We start from the raw sequence: 18,468 nt of genomic DNA, 5'->3' as shown, positions 1-18,468 counted from the left end.
CTTTTACTCCTGTGGGTGTCCATTAGATCCTCCTCTATAAATCCTTTCTGTTATTATAATAAATATAAGCTTGTATTTTCAATATATTCTTCAAAATTTAATTATGTAACAAAAATGAATAAATCTATGATAAGTCAACCTTGGAGGAGAAAATAATTTTCTTAGACCTTTAACCCTAGGTGATTATCTTAAAGATAAATCAGGTGATAACTTTCCAAATTCTAGTGCTTCGAGGATGATTTCCTCAGAGAATCCTGTGTACTGAGAGAGCATTTGAATGGTAATCTTCTGAGAAGTACGGGAAGCCTGGTTTCTTGCCATATAGGTTTGATACAAAACAATGGAGTATCTGTCATGTATATTGAGCAACGATCGTCACAGCTCCTATTATTCTCTCCTCACAAGGTCGCGGGTAAAGGTTAACTACTATTTACCCAAAGATCCATTTTGAAAACGTGGCTGTGCAGTTACATTTTAGGCTTGATCATTTTCTTGCCGTGAATCCATACTGCTTATATTCGCCATTATCGGAAGAGAGTTTTACTATATTTTGGTCATCTGGTATTCCGTTAAAAAAAGCCCCAATTGCACCTGTAGTGCATCTATGCCCCGAAATCAGAATGTTTTTATCTTCCTTGCCATGTAATGTTTCTAACTCTGCCATGAAGTGTTTTATCCTTTTCATAAACTCCATAGGGTTTTCCACCCCACTATAGGAAGCTGAATCAGGCAATGGTCCATCCATCTTCACTTCCCTTTTAAAAAGTCCATCTGCTTCCCCTAAATCATATACATCCAACCGGGAGTCTGTAATGCATGCGACCCCGGTGGTAATTTCAGCCGTTTCCTGTGCTCTTTTCTGTGGAGATGAAAAGACGTAATCGAAGCTGATATGACTCAGTTGCTGTTTTAAATTTTCGGCTTGTCTTACGCCTTCTTCATTTAAAGGGAGTCCTCTTCTACCTTGAAGTCTCCCTTCTTTATTCCAGTCCGTCTGACCGTGTCTTATGACGTAGATCATGTAGCTCCTCCTTCCATTATTATTTACTATTCTTCCTCTTCTGTCCTTCCATAAGGATGACCAGATAGGTTACTCCCAAAAATCCTACTATTCCAAATATGCCTGCAATGACTCCTTGAGCCGAAGATGTAAATATGGTAAATCCCATTCCCATACTCAACCCCGTGATAAGAAGAAGGAGCCAATGGCCATATCGATTGATGAATTCAGTTATCATGATCCCCTCCAAAGCTTTTGTAAGCTTATTCTAACATAATATTCCAATATTTTCCGAAAAAAAAGCCATCCAGAAGGATGACCCATTTTTTTCTATATATTTTCCAAAAATAATCTTACGACGTCTGCTCCACCAATGACCGTCCCCAGTGTACTTCCTAAATTGGCAAGTACGACAATGAGCAGGACGCGGGTTACTTTGTTTCTCCAGAATCCTTTAATACTCAGGACATCTTCAGGGAGAGAGTCAAAGTCACCGACATTGGGTCTGCGGAAATAGGCTTGAACGAATCCTGCAAACCACCCCGCTGCCAGAAGCGGATTCAAGGATGTGATAGGTGCTGCGACGAATGCTGTCAATATGGCTAATGGATGGCCCATGCCGATGGCTACCCCCAAGGCCGAGAATCCCCCATTCCATAATATCCAACTGATCCCCTGCTGTATGCCTGCATCGGGGTTTGATATGAACGTGTAGGCAATGACGGCCAGAATCATGATAGGGATGGTCCACCCGATGATTTTAGGACATTTTGATTTAGCAGGTCGTTCATTGAGTTTATCCAGATTATGTTCGTTATGGATTTCTTGCGTGATCCCCGGAACGTGTGCGGCACCAAGGACGGCTACAATCTTTTTCCCAGGTGCTTCCTTGATTTTTTGGGCAAGGTATTGGTCACGTTCATCAATCAAAGGTGTTTTCAGTTTAGGAAACACCTGGGTGAATTCATTCAACATCGAATCAAGCATATCCTGTGATTTGATTTTCTCGAGTTCTTCCTCAGTAATCGTATCAGTACTGAAAATGCTGTAGATGATTTGAGTCAACAGCTTGGCTTTCCCACTGAAACCGACGCTGTTCCATATCCGGGAAAATGTCACCTGGATGTTGCGGTCAGCAAGGACAAGTTCTGCGTTAAGTTCTTTCGCGGATTCAATTCCCTGGATCATTTCCTGTCCCGGTTTGATGCCGAACTGTTTGGCCATTCTTCGCTGAAATGATCCTATCGCAAGGTTCATAAGCAGTAAGGTCGCTTTCTTATCCTTGATTACTTGAAAGATATCCGTGTCCCTCCACTTATCTCCTTCAACGATGGATTGATACCTCGGTTCGTCCAGCTCAACACATACCGTATCCGGGCGTTCAGCTTCAATCACTTCTTTCACCTGCTCAGCACTCTGACGTGACACATGAGCGGTTCCGATGAGAATAAATTCCTTCCCATCCATATGTATTCTCGTAATATTCTTTTCGTTTTCTGTCATCATCGTGTACCTTCCTTTAATTCCCTTGACTTCCGAATAAATTGAATCTACCTCACTATGATAAACTAGTTTTGGCAAAATTTAAATAAATACTGATCAGAATAACGAAAAAATCCCATCAAAAAGATGGGACACCGACATCACGATTACCATTTATTTCTTCTTTCACACACAGCTTCACTCACCACATCATACATCGCTTCAACTCCTTTAGAAGAAGCTTCAAATTGGTACGCACTTCCTTTGTCTATGCCGATGTTTATTGCTTCTTCAGCTGCATTGATATTTGCTCCCAGAAAGATGAACTCCCAATTGTATCGTTGCTGTTGCTGATTGATAAGGTCCTTCACCTGACTAGAAGAGAACTCCACACTGGCGTTTTCCATACCATCGGTTGTGATGACGAAGATGACTTTACCCGGTCTTTGCCCTTCAGCCATACGGGATAGACGATGACCCACTTCAATGATCGTTTTACCTACAGCATCCATTAATGCCGTGCACCCCCGTACGAAGTACTCTTCCCTTGTGAGCCGAACCTTACCAGCCTCAACCCCACTCCATAACTGCTCGACCTTGTCATCAAAGAGAACGGTCGTGACAAGTGTTTGCCCGGACAGCTTGCGCTGCTTCTTGATAAAAGAGTTGTAACCTCCAATCGTCTCTTGTTCAAGTCCGCTCATCGACCCGCTTCTATCCAATAAAAAAATGATTTCAGTGTATTCTCGATTCATTTTTTCTCATCCCCTCCATATTGTTCTGATATAATCATATCCAAATAGAGTATGAGATTGGTCGCTTTGAAAGCGACATTTGGAGGTGATGCTATGCTTAGCGAACAGATTTTGAAGGAGCTTCTTGATTTTGTGGAGGCAAGCGGAGACTTACGGGTATATGATATACATAAAGAAGACACCATTTTGAGTGATGCAGTCTACGCAAATGAGCTAGAAGCGTTTATTGAGATGCATCATTCGTCGTCTTTTTCAGAAAGGCTATTTCACCATATCGATGAACGGGGTTTGACAGATGCTTCCGTTTACAAAAAAGCCGGAGTAGACCGGAAGCTTTTTTCCAAAATAAGATCGCTTCCTGATTATAAGCCCAGTAAACGGACAGTGGTAGCCTTGTGTCTTTCTATGAAATTGTCTGAGGAAGATACCGTAGAGATGTTGAATGCCGCTGGTTTCTCCCTGTCTAACAATGACCGATTCGATCTCGTCATTCAGTTTTGTTTAGAGAAGGAAATTCACGACATGGATGAAGTCAACCAGGCACTGTATTCCCTCGGGTTAAAACCATTATAAAAAAAGGTAGAGTGCCAGTTTCGGCACTCTACTCCCCCTAATACTTCTTTTCAATTCTTTCCTGTAATGTTTCAATTTTTTCCGGAAGCACATAAAGGTATTCTATCAAACCTTCCAATAACTCAATGAGCAGGCCGGCAGTTTCATCGTCTATTTCCCGTTCCAATTCCAACATCTCATAAAATGCTGATTTAGGATGAACAAGATGGCTGAGGGCCTGGATCGGTTTTGACAGATCTACATTCTTCGGCAGTTGATCGAATTGTTCCGACAGGGATTGACCTGATGATTGATCTCCATTGAAATTCTTCAGGACACTCTCTAACACGCGCTTTGACATTACGGCGGTTGCGGAGTTATCTTTGGACTGGCTGACATTCAATGCAGAACGGAACGAACGGACAAGGTCCTGGGGGATCCGTTTATTCCCCTGGATTTGATCCAAAGGTCCATTTGTAGCCAGGGGATCATAAATATAAAGGCCCGCTTCCTCCTTGTGATGAATCGAATCATCATTCAACATGATAACGAAAACAGCCGGTTTCTTACACTCCGAACAGTTTGCCTCTGCGAACAACCCTGTTTTATTTACTTGATAGAAGTTGGCTTTCAGCACAAATTCACTGGTCTTAGAGCAACTTGGACATTGACTTTTGACTTTCTTGGGAACTTTTTGATACCCGTACTGAATGTGAGACAATATGGATCCCGGTAAAATTTCTCTCATGTGAACCTCCTAGAAAATGCACCTCGAAAAATGAATTTTAATTATTATGAAAATTTACGTTAAATAAAAAAGCGCTTTCCTTATATCAAAATTATACCTTTGCTAGAAAGTATTACAAGGTTAAATAATGGGAAAAGAAGATTTGTGATAATGGGACTAAAGAGAATAAATGGTATTGAAATCCTCTATAACCGTAACTGCCCGGTCAATCTGTGTATACCTTTTTCCACTTCCATTACCAGGGAATCCATCAATTCATGTACATTAACGTCCTTACTTAGCCGCGGACTTTGGCCAGACCATAATGACATAAATTCAGGGTTACGTTGATTGCCGGCTTCCCTTCTCAATTCTTTCGTCAAGGCGTTTTGCACAGGGTAAGGAAGGATTTGATTCTCATACTCTTTCATCATGTGTATGAATGAGTTTGTTATGCCCCTTGCCGGTTTACCGCTGAATGCAGATGTGAGGGTTGTACTTGTTTCTTCAGCTTGTAAAATAGCTTTTTTGTGTATCTCTTTTGCCCCGCTTTCTTTATTGGTAAGAAAAGCCGTACCCATCTGAACTCCTTTTGCACCCAAAGCCAGTGCAGCTACCACGCCTCTTCCATCCATTACTCCCCCTGCAGCTATGACCGGTACTTCCACAGCATCCACTACTTGTGGAAGTAGAGAGAACGTCCCAATCATCGATTCATCATATGTACCAAGAAATGTACCTCTGTGACCACCCGCCTCACTTCCCTGCGCGACAATCAAATCCACTCCACATTCTTGATTGATCAACGCTTCTTCCACCGTCGTTGCAGTTCCAATCACTTGAATACTTTCCTTTTTCAACTCTTTCATTATTTCCTTTGGCGGGATTCCAAATGTAAAGCTGCAGACAGGGACTCTTTCCTCTATAATTGATTCAATCTGTCTTTCAAAATCAATTTGTTTTAAAGTGAATGGATCATCATTGAATAGATTCAATTCTTTCATAGATGGTTTCAGTAATTCTTGCATTTGATTTATTTGGTCTTCAGTATATTCCGGTTCCTCTGGAATGAATACATTCACCCCAAATGGAAGGTTCGTTTGCTTCTTTACTTGTTTAATACTTTCATTGAGGTCCGTGACAGACATATAGCCTGCGCCAATCGTTCCCAGCCCCCCGGAATTTGATACAGAAGCAACCAGTTCAGGGGTAGTGACCCCTCCGGCCATCCCTGCTTGGATGATAGGATATTTCGTACGGAGATTCTTCGTTACATCATTTTTATACCACATAGTCTCCCTCCTGTTTCTTTCATATTCTATATTGAATTATGTCAAAGGAAAGCATGTTGTACAACTTATCCGTGTCCATCATGACCTCTTCTTCATCATGAAAGCGTTCAAAGCAAATGCCTTGAACGCTTTTTTTGGGACTTATTTAAAGGAAGTGAAATGTGCTACTCTTTTCACGAACTCCTCATATGAACTAAAATGCTTATTCCATGAGTTATACCATTTTCGAATGGTCTCCAACAGCCAAAATGGCAATGCCCGACCTTCTATAAGGTGGTAATGATCGTCGTAAGCTTTCTTTAAATGCTCCCACCTGAAATCATTTCCAGGCTGGATATATTCCGACACATCAATGATTTTGGCTCTGCCATTTTGCAATAAAATGTTTTTCAAGTGAATATCACGCGGATTCATTCCTTGATCTCGAACATATTGTCTTGCATGTTCAACGTCTTCAATCACTTGTTCTGGAATGTTGACCCCCTGCAGCAAACAATCGAAAAGGGTTGGGCCTTCTTCAAAACTTAACACCAGTAACGTATCATAAGCTTCATAGCACGTGGAGAAATAAGGGGACTCTCCGATGGTTTGATAAACTTTTTCTTCACTCTTTATTTTAGATCTTTTATCTTCAGCGTACAATTTGAAAGCAAAGTCGGGTGCATAAATGGATTGAAAGACTGCCGCGTCTGTTCCGACGCCAATGCAACGTAATGTTTCATCTCCGCCATGGATGGTGACAGGTTCGTTATTTGCATTTGATGAGACTGACATCTGAGATAATGAAGGTAGTGCGACTTCCCATTTCTTATCCATAGGCTCTCCCTTCGTACGATTTAATTCTTCTAAAGATATGAACGTAATTCGTACCTTATTCAGGATAATATAGCATCTGCCCATTTAAAATATCAACTCAAAGCCTACTCATCTTTCTAGTAATTTTATACAAACCCTGAATGAACCTTCCCATAGTCTATTTTGCCTTGAATATCCTAACCTGCCTTAACAGCTTCATGGTTCTGTTTTAGATCTGCGGCTTCTTTTCGCCTGTCCAATTCTGGAGAAATGATTTTTAATAGCACCGTACCAGTAAGTCCAATGGTGAGAATGATCCCGGTCATGATGACCGATGGAAGAATCGCTCCGAGTGTTACGGTGATGGATGCAATCAACATGGACAGGTTAAACTTCAGACCACTAAATGCCATATAGGAGCTGCGGGCATCGTCAGGTGGAATGGCTGCCAAATATGATTGCTCTACCGGCACGCGGAAGACTTCTCCGATAGTGAGTACCCCCATCATCAAAAATAGGATGAACACGTTATTTGAATAAGCAAGTGCCGCGTACCCTATCGAAAAGAAGAAACAACTCCATACTAAAACGGTCTTGTCTTTTAATGAATGCGGAATCCTTGTGACAAAAAGCATGAGGAGGACGACCAGAATCGTATTTTCACTTCGTAAGATCCCCATGGTTTGTACGCCGTCTATGTCCCAGAATAGGAACGGTTGCGAAGGCATTTCTTCACTTAGTCGAATGCCGATGTAATTCGTGAGCTGGAACTCCATGGACAGAATGAGCACACCTGCAATGGTAAAAAGAACAAACAGCTTGTCATGCATCACTTTTCCGTAGTTTGAAATAAGTTGTTTAACATGTTGAGAGGGTGTCAACTCGGATTCCGATACCGTATGGCTCTCATCAATGAAGAATGCGACCAAGATTGCGGTAATGGCGGACGCAACACTCAATGCAAGAAAGAGCTCGAAAAGGTAATCCTTGAATAAGAAAGCCCCTATGATTCCTCCGATCGCGATGGACAGATTGTTCGCCCAGTAGGTAATCGAATACATGAGTTTCCGTTGTGATGGTGTGCTGACGTCGATCATCATAGCCTGATTGGCAGGTCCTGCAAGGCCCCAGCAAATGCTGTTGACCGTCATCATGGCAAAGGTGACAGCGGCTGATTCAAACCAGGGCGAGTTACAAACCATCATGGTGAGGAAAGCCAGAAACCTGAGCGATTCTGCGAATAACATAATTTTTTTGCGGCCAAATTGATCGGCGAAATATCCTCCAAGAAAATTGATTCCTATTCCTACAAACACATTGATCAAAAGTAATAATCCTGCTACCTTTGTTCCAAAATGAACAGCCAGGTAGATGGACATAAACGGAAAGATCATGCTCCCAATAAAGCGGCTCATAAATGTTTCAATGATGCGTATTTTAATATTTTTATGAAAATCTCTGAATCTCATATGTATTCCTTCTCTCTTTCAATTGGGCGTTCGTTCATTTCATTCGTCCAGAAGCTTTGTCAGTCGGGAAATATTAACCCCCAATGCTTCTATTATTTCTCTACAAGTGATATCACTTACCTTTTCCTTGCCTCCTTCAAGTCTTTTAATGGTTTGTGTAGATACATTTGCTTTTTGAGCCAGCTCCTCTTGTGTCAGTTGAGATTTCACACGCAGTAAGGATACAATTTCACCCATATTTCGTTCATCTAAAGACGAATTCTCATTTGTGAAACAGGAATTAATGGAGTTACAAAATTTCTTCATGTCTTTCATAGATAGCTACCTCCAACATTTGGTAAAATCACATTTACTAAATATAAAGAAATTTCTACATATTATCAAGGGGATTATTTCATTTCTATTTATACTATATTGATATGGCAGGGGCATATCATGGTCATTTTAGATGAAAGGATATAAGACTTTAGGATGAAGTTCATGATCGACACATGCTTTTAAGAAAAAAGCACATAAAAAAAAGCACCATGTAGATGCTTTTTACTGAAAGTATAGATCGTTATAATGCGAGGAATAAATCCCATCTAAGTGAATAATAAACGGTACCGATTCCAACGAACACGACGATAAGGCCAATGATATTTTCTATGAATTTTTCTGGTAACTTAATGAATTTAAGTACCGTATATATAAGTGTGGTAAGCGATATGGTGACGATCGAAACAATTGCTATATTGATGGCAACTGTTTTTACTGGTTCTGTTAATAATTTACTGAATTCTAACAATTTAGACCCTCCTGATTTGATTCAATTCCAGTCCGTTACACTGAATATGTAGTATCAAGAAGACTATTATACTAGAAATTTCATGAATTTAATAGTGGTAGCTTTGCCTAAATAAGTATGTTAGATGGGGGGATTCACCCTTAAAATTGCCTAATAAAGAAATTATAAGCTCCTTAAGTAGCGTGGTAAGTCAGACAAATCATCAATCACAGCATCTGCATGCTTTACACCGGTCCAATAGGGATCTTTTTTCCAAATACCCTTCATCCCTATTTTTTGGGCACTGTACACATCATACTCAGGATGGTCCCCGACAAAAATACATTCTTCAGGTTTTACCTGTAATCTTTTTATCGCCCTCTTAAAAATCTCAGGGTCGGGCTTTTTCAATCCTTCCCATTCAGAGATAAGAATTTCTTGAAAATAAGGTTCGATTTCAAGGGCCAGTATGTTGTCCATTTGAAATCTGCCGAAGCCGTTTGTGATCATCCCCAATTGTATGCCACAAGCCTGTAATTCATCCAGCATATGATGTAGATGAGGAAACGGTACACAGCTGTGTTTAAATTGAGTGACATAATCATCGAGCAGTTCTTCCCAAGTTAATTCCAGGATCGAAAATTCTTCGATCAGCTGCTTATACACACTGTCTTTCCACACATACCCCCTCTGATCCAATTCAATGAATCTGGATGTATATAAATCCGCCGGGATATGGTGGAGCCATTGGCAGAATCGTTCATATTGGTCTTTGATGAATACTTGGACAGACGCATCCCTGTTTAAAAGAGTCCCATCAAGATCGAATAGTGCAGCTTTAATCATAAATAACCATCTCCACCCCTCTACATTTAATAACCTTTGAAAATAAATTAACTTTATCGTAAGAATTCAACTTGTTGGAATTCCACTTCATATAAAAACCTACACATTAATTTTACGGGTGTGAGAAAGAATCTCCTCATACACTCCGTTCCATCCGGAATAATAATCGGCTACTTGATCTGGATCGATCCAACATCGCTCAGCAGATTCATATTCTGTTTCGAATGTATATATTTCTTCGACGTCCACTCTATAAAAAAGTTGAAAGCCTACTTTTGGATAAGGGCTTTGTTCATTCCAGTGAAGATTATCATGATGATCCACAATCAGATAACCCAAAAAGTGAGAAGAGCCGGATACATAGGCTTCCTCCATCACTTCCCTCTTCAAGCATCCTTCAGGGGACTCACCCTTTTCCAGATGTCCACCTGGAAAATCCCAGCCTCGCTTCTGAAGGTTCACCAAGTGCATCTTTCCATCTTTTAAGCAGAATCCATGCACACTGGTGACTCGCGATGTGTCAGGAAGGATCGAATCTTGCCTCCATGTCAACTTCACTTTGGATTCCCCCCACCATACATATGTAGAATCCATCATTATCACTCCGTTTACTATAGACTTTTACGGATATTCTCCCGAAGAGCTCAGTCAGGATTCCCTCGACTTTTTGATGGATGGGAGGCTGTGTAATAAAAGCCCCGTCCCGATCGTTAACAGCGCTAAGATGAAGGCACTGTAAAGGGAATTCAAGCTGTAGTCCTGTTCAAAACCATCTAACACACTTGAATAAATGCCTGCCAATATACCTGTCAAAATAAAAGTACTTATTCTCATCACTCATCCCCCTCTTTATTTGAATGAAATAGAACTAATTAATGTCCCCCAGATATACTCTGGTCGATTTATTGACTAAATACGATTCTATTTCTCTAGGATAATATCTATATTCTTTCAGTTTACTCAGATCAATCCATTCCACCCCTACTTGATGACTATCGGGGTTAGATGGAGTTTGATCATTGTTCCATTCGTGGATGAGCGTACAGGTAAAATAAAACTCCATTTGATGCAAGTCGGAATCAAATGCTGCATGTTCATGGTTCTTACCGATATACTCCCTAACATGGATTAGTTCCCCTACTGACACTTCGCATCCGATTTCCTCAAGGCATTCCCTTTTTAAAGTCTCATGAAGTGTTTCACCATGTTCCTGTCCACCACCGGGGAAAAGGTAAAAAATACTGGCTTCGTCTTTGTTTTTAGTCAAAAGTAGTTTGTTGTCTTTGATAATGATGGCTTTTGCTGAGTTACGAATCGGCATCGGATCATTCTCCTTCTATTTCTCTCGATTTCACATATGTATAAAACATACTATATGACACTCACTATCTATTTAGTGGATCTATAGCATTAAAAAAATACTAACTATATTCTTTTCAATATAAAACCGCTTAAATCCTGCTTTATGCTTAAAAGCAATTGCATATGGCAGGTGTTTTCTTTATCAAACCAAGACTTGAAAGGATGATTTCTTTGAAGGATCCTGCTTTACTGAAAAAAACTGTCCAATACTTTCGTGATAGATACAGGATTCCAGGTATATCGTTGTGTCTGACTGATTCTTCCGGAGAAGACTATATAATGGCAGCAGGCGTTCGAAACCTTCTTCAAGATACGTTATTAGATCCTTATGATCATCAGCGGGTTGGAAGCTTATCAAACATTGTAACAAGTGTGGTGATTTTAAAACTTCAGGAAGAAGGCATGCTTTCACTGGAGCAAACGGTAGAATCCATCTTACCCGGTATCCTGAAAGAAGGCAGTCGTATAGCCGTGAGACAACTGCTCCAGCATAGAAGCGGTCTTAAGGATTATTTATGGATGGACGTTGCAGGAACAAAATGTATTCAGCACGCTGTTTCAAGTCCCCGGGATTTCTTTTCCTCTCGAAGTCTTGTCAGACTTATTGCAAACCACGACCTTGAATTTGAACCTGGTACTGCGTTCAAATACTCTAATACAAATGGTATCCTGTTGGGACTGATCGTCGAAGAATGTTCAGGAAAAAAGTTTGAAGATGCAGTCTATCAATGGATCACCCAACCTCTTCAACTGGAGAGAACATACTTCCCTTGTTCCAATGATCTCCGGCTCCCCTTTGCCACCGGGCATTCGAAAGCGACGCCTGACTTGACTGACCTATCAGATGATATAACACCTATTACAGATCTCAATGTTTCAATCATGGGGACATCAGGGGCACTCGTTTCCAACTCCGTAGAAATCCAAGCATTCATGAAGGCCCTTTTTGCCGGCTCCCTCCTATCTCAGGTGTCCATGAAACAAATGCTTGTATTTCATGAAACGGATGATCCTGAGCGATTTTACGGTTTGGGTTTATACAAGTATACATTTGAAAATGGAATGACGGCATATGGTCATCATAGTGGCATCCATGGGTATGAATCCGTGACACTTTATTATCCCGATGATGAAATTTTTACGACGGTCATCGTGAATCAGATGCCTGTAGGAGCTGTGTCACTTGCTCATCAACTGTTAAAAAGAAATTTAGTAAGTAGATAATTGACAAGGAAGATAAGCCTTATCCCTAAGGGTTCTCTTCCTGAGCTATCTGAGGCATACCGTTATACGCTTTTTTCTGTGTTGTACTTAATTTACATAATATTGTTATGGTTTCTCTGTTGTCATTTAGCCATTTTTATTCTTTATTTGTTCCCGGATGTTTTCTAACTCCTCAAGAGATAACCTGTTCAAAGACTTTTTAATCTCATCTTCCAGCTTCTTTTTGTTTTTCTCCCGGTAGCTATCCCACCATTCCCGGAGGTTATCTGTATTTGTAAGAAGATATTCGATATCAATTTCTTCGATTTCATCATCTGATAAGTAGTGAAGGACGGCGGATAACATCTCTTCAAGCTTTTCAATCTCTTCATTTTTCTGACCGAGGACATCGTTGCTTTCATCTTTTTTATTAGGCATACCAGGACCTCCTTGTAAGTGGATGGTCCTTTTAGTATTGCTATTGGTGGGTAAAGTTAAACTCAAGTAATTCACCACACTAAAAATTCCAGCATAACTGTCAGTTCCCTACCGATAAATGATGATGACTAACCTTGGTAATGCTAGGTTTCTTCCATGAAAACGAGTGTTATCCCCTTTTGTCAAAAAGCCAAGTTCCTTTGTAAGGTTAAGCTACCTGGGAATACAAAGAACGGCGCGCCGGTCAAAAGGATACTGACTTGGAGAAATTCGAAAAGCTTCATATGCAATATGACAGAATGATTCACAAGATCATTCATTCTCTGCACATTTATAAAAACAAACCTGAATACTATCAGACCGGTCTCATTGCACTTTGGGAGGCACATCAAAAATTCGATCCGGAAAAAGGGGCATTTCCTGCTTATGCTTATTCATATGTTCGAGGCAGAATACTTTCTCAATTAACAAGTGAAAGTCGAAATGAAGAGAAAAGTATTTTCAAAGAGACGGAGTTTTTTGACATGATCGAAGATGAGCATATCAACGAAGGACTGGCCGAAGAATTATTGTTCAGTTACTGTGGGGACTTAACTGCGAACCAAAGAAAATGGGTCATGTATACTTGTCTGCATATGCTGACAGTCAGTGAAATTGCAGAGGTAGAGAATGTGTCCATATCCGCCGTGAAAAAGTGGCGGAAGGGAGCAAAGGAAAAGGTTCGAGGGATATTGGACATTAACGGGTGAATAATAAGCCGTTTGCTCAAGAGGTATTAGAAAAGGGGATTTAATGCAAGCTCAAAAAGGGCCAAGCGTTTTTGGCCCTTTTGAAATATCTTTGTTAATCGTTACTTCTTTCACTACCGCCATTTCCCTGCCGAATCGGTCACCGTGATCGACAAACCCCAAACTCGCATATAAGCGGTGAGCCCCATGGTTTTCAGGATGATATCCTACTATGATTTTATTTATACCATAGGTTTCTATCATTTCATTCATCATCAGATCTGTTGCGGCTTTTCCGATGCCTCTACCTTGATGGTTTTTATCCACCATGATTCTGTAAACCCAATAAGCATCCAGTTCTTCAGGTACAGAGTTGAACATTAAAAACCCAACGATTTTATCTTCAAAATAAATGGCGAATGGTTTTAAAGTAGTTTCGAATTTCGATTGAGCAATCGAAATGGCATTAGGCTCAATAAATTCCTGTTGCTCCCTGGAAAGTTCCAGTTGACAACACTCGTACCAATTTTCTGCGTTTACTTCTGCGATTTTCACTTGATTCTTATTCAAGTATGTTCCCCTTTCAATCTACGAAGATCTTGTATTTCAGACCATAGAATCATACCATAAATTTCAAGAATTAAGGAGAGGATTTTCATTTTTAAAAATAAATAGAAAATTTCCCATCTGTCTTTAACTCTTGGAGGTACGAAGAAACCGTGGATAGGCAGCGATGGCAATCAAGCCACCAGATATTCCTGCAATGACCAATATCATAATATTGAATAAGACATCTAATATGGTTCCATCTTCTAAAATGATCTCTTTGTACCCTTCAATTGCCCAGTATTGAGGAAGTAACTTACTGATTGTTTGCATGAACTCCGGCATCAAATCGACTGGTAACCACAATCCCCCAAGCATTGCACCACCAAGAGCTATGATCTGGGTCATGGCAATACCCATATTTTCCGTTTTCACGAGTACGGCGAGCGCCATGCCCCAACCGGTTACAATAAACGCCAAAGAAATGGATAAAATGATCAGTCCAAGGGGATCCCCTAAAGGAAGGTCATACACAACGACGCCAAATCCAAATAATACAGCAATCTGAATCAACACGATCACCATGAAAGGAATCCATTTCCCTATAAAATAGCTCATGATAGGAAGTGGCGTACTGGCAATCCTCGCAACCATTCCTTTATCCCTATCCTTCACTAGTCCGATGACCATTGAAATCATAATATAAAAAGCGAACATGATGGTATAGCCTGGAATGATTTGAGTGACGACTTCTTTGTAACTCGTATTTTCATCACCTGAAAAAATGGAAACAAAGGCAATGATAAAGACGATCGGTAAGATAAATGTCCAAAACCACAAGCCTTTATCCTGTATATTTTTCTTAAATTCCATTTTGGCAATGGCCCACATATCATCCTCCCCTTTCTATGAATCTCGAAGTTGCGTTCCAGTTAATGTGAAAAAGATATCCTCCAGTTTCGGTTGATATAACTCTAGCCTTCCTGGCAAAATGTTATAGATGCGGAACTCGGCAATCAATTTTTCCAATGTCATCAAAGGATCATCACTTCGCAGAATAAATCCGTTTCCTTTCGATTCGACCTCTCCATGTTTGGATAAACCAACATTATCTAAACCTTCTCCGGAAACAAACAATGACGGTTTATTATATTTTTGCTGCAACTCACCCAGAGATCCACATTCAATTAATGAACCCTTATCAATCAGTCCGATGCTGTCACAAAGCTGCTCTACTTCCTCCATATAGTGACTCGAATAAATGATTGTACTTCCCTTCTCTTTTAGTTCATGTATGAATGAAAAAATTGAGTTTCTTGATTGAGGATCAATTCCCACTGTCGGTTCATCCATGATGATAATGGAGGGAGCATGCAGAATGGCACAGCCAATGTTCAACCGGCGCTTCATCCCCCCTGAAAAGGTGCTGACTTTGTCTTTCCCTCGTTCTTCTAAACCGATTTGCTGTAACACTTTCCCGGTTCGATCTTGAAGGTCTTTTCCTTTCAGACCATAAAGGCTACCAAAATACAATAAATTATCCTTGGCAGTAAGGGATTCTTCCAAACAGATTTCTTGAGGTATGTAGCCGATCAGCTTTTTTACCTTTACTCTATCTTTCTTGACAGATAGGCCCTGGACATTGATGTCCCCATTAAAGTTTTGCAATACACCGGAAAAGATTTTCATCAAAGTGGATTTTCCCGCACCATTGGGTCCTACAAGGCCGAAACAAGAGCCTTCCTGAATCGAGAAATGAATGTCGTTTAGCGCTTGAAGTGAATCATATCGCTTGCTTACGTTATCAACCATGATCATGAATTTACCTCCTCCAAACAGTTCCTCATAATAATAAGATGTACGAATCATAATTGGTAAAAGTTTCAACTAATAGTAAGAAACGAAAGAAATAGGAGTGGGATTATCTTCCACTCCTTTCGTTTTTCAATATCTTTCGGATGAATTGACAACGCCAGTCCCTTCGAATTGAAAGCAGGTAGGTGTTATTGATACATAGTTATTCTCGTTTGAATCATTTCATGCCTTGTACCGTATTTAAACCCCTAGATGAAGGTCGTTATGAATAACAACAGCCTTTATATTACTCCTTCACTTTCAATCCCAATAAGCTTGCAAACCCGATCGCCTGCTCAGGTGAAATTTCACAACCGGAAAGATTTTCAAGAGCTACATTGATGCGTGTAAACTTGCAAGTACTAATATCGATACCCTTGAGGTCAGTTTGAGTGAAGTCAATATCATTAAGATTGCACTGATTAAAGCTGACCTTAAGCAGTTCACAGTCAGAGTAATTGGCATTTTGTAAAAAGGTCTCGTTAAATGTTACTTGTTTTAATCGTGTTTCAACAAAGTCACTCATATTCGCCAGGCACTCTTCAAAACGGACATTTCCTAAATGAGCACCGGTAAAATTCACACCCAATAATTTGCATTCTTTGAAGATGACCCGATGAATGATTCCTTCACTGAAGTTTGCATTCGACAGGTCACAGTTTTCAAACACAACATCTGTCATGTCGATACGGGGGAAAGATGCACCGGTGAAGGAGACATTTTTAAACATGACTTTTGAAATCACGAGCAGATCGATTTCTTCCCCTTCCAATCCTATATTTTCGATCAAACCATTTGATAGGAACGGATCTTCTTCATAAAAGATATCTTGAAAATTGGCAGAGCTTAAACGAGCAGGGATTTTTGGGTCTTCGATTTTAAATTTGTGCGCCATGATTACACCTCGGATTATCTTCATTTTGTATAAAGAAACTATATCATGAAGAAAATTGAATTGTAGTCTTGGATTTTTATTAGGTGTGTGTCTCGCCATGATGTTAGTCGTCAAGTTTATAGTATGGAGCATTGTTGAATGAAAATAATCGATTTCCTCTCTTATATATTTCAAGTACAATAAGGTGGAGTGATAAGAAATGGGGTGTTCCTTATGAAAATTACAGAAACAAATCGCCTCTCCCTTAGATGGGTGGAGGAGTCGGATGCAGGATTTATTTTAACATTATTGAATGAGCCTGGATGGCTTCAATACATTGGAGATAAAGGGGTTCATACTTTAGAAGATGCAAATCTTTATATTTTGAATGGTCCGAGAGCCATGTATGAGCAAAAAGGATTTGGATTATTCTTGGCAGAACGAAAACTTGATCATACACCAATCGGTTTGTGTGGACTGATTAAGCGAGACGGACTGGAAGACGTGGATATTGGCTTTGCCTTTCTATCTGCCTATCAATCTCAGGGGTATGCGTATGAAGCTGCATGCGCTACGGTGGAGTTTGCTAAAGAATCGGGGATTAAACGGCTCGTAGCGATTACGTCAAAAGATAATGAACCTTCTTCTAAACTTCTTGAAAAGTTGGGTATGACGTTTGACGGTTATGTGACATTGCCCAATGATACAGAAGAATTGAAAAAATACGGATTGAAAATCTAACTAAAAGGAAATGTACTAAACGTAATTCACGTTTTCTCATATCGAAAAGAGCTGGGTCATAATAAACCGACAGCTCTTTTCCATACCCTATACCGGGTAAGCGTATCTATTCGTATAATTTCTTTAATTCTTCCAAAACATAGTTTTCCCTTTTGATCCATCGATTGTTCTCATACTTGTCCATCAGCCTCTCATTCCCGTCAATGGCTTCATCCAAGGTGATCCATCGGGGAGCCATTTCCAACTCCGACTCGTATTCCTCTAATTGTTGAGGTATTTTATCAAAGTCTGATAGTTCGCAATGAAAATAATGTGAAGTCATTTCGAATATTGTATCTTCATCATATAAGTCTAGATGCCTTTGTATCACGATACCTACAGGCTCTTTAACCTGACAGTGTATGTAGCCGGTCTCTTCGGCCACTTCCCTTATCAGGGCAGCAGGCAGACTTTCATCTTCTTCGACTCCTCCTCCTGGAAATTTATAATCTCCCCTGTTGGAATGCATAAGAAGAATTTTACCATCTTGTATGATGACTGCCTTAACGGCGGTTCTATATTTCATTTTGTATTCAGTTACCAAGCTTTTGGGTTTTCCTAATTCAGTTTCAAACAAGGTTGTCTCACTCTCCCTTCTACTATGTTGATTTATTTCCTATTTGTTTTCAATCAATCCAATCCCAACACCGGTGGGGTCCACTAAGTACGCAAGGAAAAAATGCTCGAATTCCATCCTGTCTCTTACCACCATTGCTCCATTTTCTTTAGCTGCAGAAATGGTTTCTTCAATGGATTCTACTTCAATTTGAATTCGTGTACCGTGTGGATGATCATGGGGTCCCTTGCTAATCCCCCCATTAATTCCATCTTTGTGTCCGGTCGAGACTGTATGGTAGTCCCACTTGGGTTTATCCACTTCCCACCCGAAAACATTTGAATAAAAGGCTGCTGCTTTTTCTGGAGCCTGACTGCTTATTTCAAAGCCAACCACTTTTCCATTTCGATTTTTCACATTCATTCCCTCCACATTTCTTATCA

The 18,468-nt window shown here is 40.2% G+C and carries 26 protein-coding genes; 4 read left to right on the top strand and 22 right to left on the bottom strand.

The genetic code is table 11. The features are described from left to right. Nucleotides 1–183: 183 nt before the first annotated feature. The 5 genes from P8596_RS12000 to P8596_RS11980 all read right to left on the bottom strand — a co-directional run bounded on the left by P8596_RS12000 (nt 184) and on the right by P8596_RS11980 (nt 3,237). Nucleotides 184–369 carry a hypothetical protein gene (locus P8596_RS12000; RefSeq protein WP_034759495.1) on the bottom strand — a complete coding sequence of 62 codons (186 nt, stop codon included), beginning with the start codon at nt 367–369 and terminating at the stop codon, nt 184–186. A gap of 115 nt (nt 370–484) precedes the next feature. Continuing rightward, complete coding sequence (locus tag P8596_RS11995; protein WP_279723991.1) at nt 485–1,021, bottom strand: histidine phosphatase family protein; 537 nt, start codon at nt 1,019–1,021, stop codon at nt 485–487. 19 nt (nt 1,022–1,040) lie between these two features. Then, a complete protein-coding gene (locus P8596_RS11990; RefSeq protein ID WP_279723990.1) occupies nt 1,041–1,238 on the bottom strand; it encodes a hypothetical protein in 198 nt (65 codons plus the stop codon). Nucleotides 1,239–1,330: 92 nt separating this feature from the next. Beyond that, nucleotides 1,331–2,503: a TraB/GumN family protein gene (locus P8596_RS11985; RefSeq protein ID WP_279726996.1), complete on the bottom strand. Its 1,173-nt coding sequence runs from the start codon at nt 2,501–2,503 to the stop codon at nt 1,331–1,333. A 146-nt stretch (nt 2,504–2,649) separates the two neighbouring features. Then, the gene (locus P8596_RS11980) at nt 2,650–3,237 is read right to left on the bottom strand and encodes a vWA domain-containing protein (protein WP_224520022.1); all 588 of its coding nucleotides are present in this window, start codon (nt 3,235–3,237) and stop codon (nt 2,650–2,652) included. A 93-nt stretch (nt 3,238–3,330) separates the two neighbouring features. On the opposite strand from P8596_RS11980, the gene P8596_RS11975 reads away from it, so the two are divergent. Beyond that, the gene (locus tag P8596_RS11975) at nt 3,331–3,810 is read left to right on the top strand and encodes a hypothetical protein (RefSeq protein ID WP_279723989.1); all 480 of its coding nucleotides are present in this window, start codon (nt 3,331–3,333) and stop codon (nt 3,808–3,810) included. Between the two features lie 37 nt (nt 3,811–3,847). Here P8596_RS11975 and P8596_RS11970 read toward each other — a convergent pair whose 3' ends face one another. The 10 genes from P8596_RS11970 to P8596_RS11925 all read right to left on the bottom strand — a co-directional run bounded on the left by P8596_RS11970 (nt 3,848) and on the right by P8596_RS11925 (nt 11,005). Then, nucleotides 3,848–4,537 (bottom strand): DUF4145 domain-containing protein, encoded by a 690-nt coding sequence (locus P8596_RS11970; RefSeq protein ID WP_061809293.1) that lies wholly within the window; start codon nt 4,535–4,537, stop codon nt 3,848–3,850. Between the two features lie 185 nt (nt 4,538–4,722). Next, nucleotides 4,723–5,808 (bottom strand): NAD(P)H-dependent flavin oxidoreductase, encoded by a 1,086-nt coding sequence (locus tag P8596_RS11965; RefSeq protein WP_279723988.1) that lies wholly within the window; start codon nt 5,806–5,808, stop codon nt 4,723–4,725. Between the two features lie 141 nt (nt 5,809–5,949). After that, nucleotides 5,950–6,624 (bottom strand): serine/threonine protein kinase, encoded by a 675-nt coding sequence (locus P8596_RS11960; protein WP_279726944.1) that lies wholly within the window; start codon nt 6,622–6,624, stop codon nt 5,950–5,952. A gap of 176 nt (nt 6,625–6,800) precedes the next feature. Further along, nucleotides 6,801–8,072, bottom strand: a complete 1,272-nt coding sequence (locus P8596_RS11955; protein ID WP_279726943.1) for an MDR family MFS transporter — start codon at nt 8,070–8,072, stop codon at nt 6,801–6,803. 39 nt (nt 8,073–8,111) lie between these two features. Beyond that, nucleotides 8,112–8,387, bottom strand: a complete 276-nt coding sequence (locus P8596_RS11950) for a helix-turn-helix transcriptional regulator (RefSeq protein WP_279726942.1) — start codon at nt 8,385–8,387, stop codon at nt 8,112–8,114. A gap of 244 nt (nt 8,388–8,631) precedes the next feature. After that, entirely contained in the window at nt 8,632–8,859 is a 228-nt protein-coding gene (locus tag P8596_RS11945; RefSeq protein ID WP_034759521.1) for a hypothetical protein, read from the bottom strand. A gap of 162 nt (nt 8,860–9,021) precedes the next feature. Continuing rightward, nucleotides 9,022–9,684 carry an HAD family hydrolase gene (locus P8596_RS11940; protein WP_279726941.1) on the bottom strand — a complete coding sequence of 221 codons (663 nt, stop codon included), beginning with the start codon at nt 9,682–9,684 and terminating at the stop codon, nt 9,022–9,024. A 99-nt stretch (nt 9,685–9,783) separates the two neighbouring features. Then, the gene (locus P8596_RS11935; protein ID WP_279726995.1) at nt 9,784–10,278 is read right to left on the bottom strand and encodes an NUDIX domain-containing protein; all 495 of its coding nucleotides are present in this window, start codon (nt 10,276–10,278) and stop codon (nt 9,784–9,786) included. A 54-nt stretch (nt 10,279–10,332) separates the two neighbouring features. Beyond that, nucleotides 10,333–10,518, bottom strand: a complete 186-nt coding sequence (locus P8596_RS11930; protein WP_224520029.1) for a hypothetical protein — start codon at nt 10,516–10,518, stop codon at nt 10,333–10,335. 34 nt (nt 10,519–10,552) lie between these two features. Further along, nucleotides 10,553–11,005: an NUDIX domain-containing protein gene (locus tag P8596_RS11925; protein WP_279726940.1), complete on the bottom strand. Its 453-nt coding sequence runs from the start codon at nt 11,003–11,005 to the stop codon at nt 10,553–10,555. Nucleotides 11,006–11,169: 164 nt separating this feature from the next. Between P8596_RS11925 and P8596_RS11920 the strand changes: the two genes are divergently transcribed. After that, nucleotides 11,170–12,270, top strand: a complete 1,101-nt coding sequence (locus P8596_RS11920) for a serine hydrolase domain-containing protein (protein ID WP_347815211.1) — start codon at nt 11,170–11,172, stop codon at nt 12,268–12,270. Between the two features lie 126 nt (nt 12,271–12,396). Here P8596_RS11920 and P8596_RS11915 read toward each other — a convergent pair whose 3' ends face one another. Next, complete coding sequence (locus P8596_RS11915) at nt 12,397–12,687, bottom strand: hypothetical protein (protein WP_229595169.1); 291 nt, start codon at nt 12,685–12,687, stop codon at nt 12,397–12,399. 260 nt (nt 12,688–12,947) lie between these two features. On the opposite strand from P8596_RS11915, the gene P8596_RS11910 reads away from it, so the two are divergent. Further along, entirely contained in the window at nt 12,948–13,436 is a 489-nt protein-coding gene (locus P8596_RS11910; protein ID WP_079533827.1) for a sigma-70 family RNA polymerase sigma factor, read from the top strand. A 51-nt stretch (nt 13,437–13,487) separates the two neighbouring features. On the opposite strand, the gene P8596_RS11905 is transcribed toward P8596_RS11910, so the two are convergent. The 4 genes from P8596_RS11905 to P8596_RS11890 all read right to left on the bottom strand — a co-directional run bounded on the left by P8596_RS11905 (nt 13,488) and on the right by P8596_RS11890 (nt 16,710). Next, on the bottom strand, nt 13,488–13,985 hold the full coding sequence (locus tag P8596_RS11905; protein WP_279726939.1) for a GNAT family N-acetyltransferase: 498 nt from the start codon (nt 13,983–13,985) through the stop codon (nt 13,488–13,490). Between the two features lie 123 nt (nt 13,986–14,108). After that, a complete protein-coding gene (locus P8596_RS11900) occupies nt 14,109–14,852 on the bottom strand; it encodes an ABC transporter permease (protein WP_224520034.1) in 744 nt (247 codons plus the stop codon). Between the two features lie 15 nt (nt 14,853–14,867). Then, nucleotides 14,868–15,779, bottom strand: coding sequence for an ABC transporter ATP-binding protein (locus P8596_RS11895; protein ID WP_279726938.1), 912 nt, complete (start codon nt 15,777–15,779; stop codon nt 14,868–14,870). Nucleotides 15,780–16,062: 283 nt separating this feature from the next. Further along, the gene (locus tag P8596_RS11890) at nt 16,063–16,710 is read right to left on the bottom strand and encodes a pentapeptide repeat-containing protein (RefSeq protein WP_279726937.1); all 648 of its coding nucleotides are present in this window, start codon (nt 16,708–16,710) and stop codon (nt 16,063–16,065) included. A gap of 213 nt (nt 16,711–16,923) precedes the next feature. Here P8596_RS11890 and P8596_RS11885 point away from each other — a divergent pair, with 213 nt between their 5' ends. Next, entirely contained in the window at nt 16,924–17,430 is a 507-nt protein-coding gene (locus P8596_RS11885; RefSeq protein ID WP_224521087.1) for a GNAT family N-acetyltransferase, read from the top strand. Between the two features lie 106 nt (nt 17,431–17,536). On the opposite strand, the gene P8596_RS11880 is transcribed toward P8596_RS11885, so the two are convergent. Together P8596_RS11880 and P8596_RS11875 are read right to left on the bottom strand one after the other, a co-directional pair. After that, on the bottom strand, nt 17,537–18,013 hold the full coding sequence (locus P8596_RS11880; RefSeq protein WP_279726936.1) for an NUDIX hydrolase: 477 nt from the start codon (nt 18,011–18,013) through the stop codon (nt 17,537–17,539). A gap of 72 nt (nt 18,014–18,085) precedes the next feature. Next, nucleotides 18,086–18,442 carry a VOC family protein gene (locus tag P8596_RS11875; RefSeq protein WP_279726935.1) on the bottom strand — a complete coding sequence of 119 codons (357 nt, stop codon included), beginning with the start codon at nt 18,440–18,442 and terminating at the stop codon, nt 18,086–18,088. Between the last annotated feature and the right edge of the window lie 26 nt (nt 18,443–18,468).

The organism is Rossellomorea sp. DA94, from assembly GCF_029834455.1.
Classification (GTDB): domain Bacteria; phylum Bacillota; class Bacilli; order Bacillales; family Bacillaceae_B; genus Rossellomorea; species Rossellomorea vietnamensis.
The sequence above is the reverse complement of the archived record's forward strand: the minus strand, read 5'-3'. Positions and strand labels throughout refer to the sequence as shown.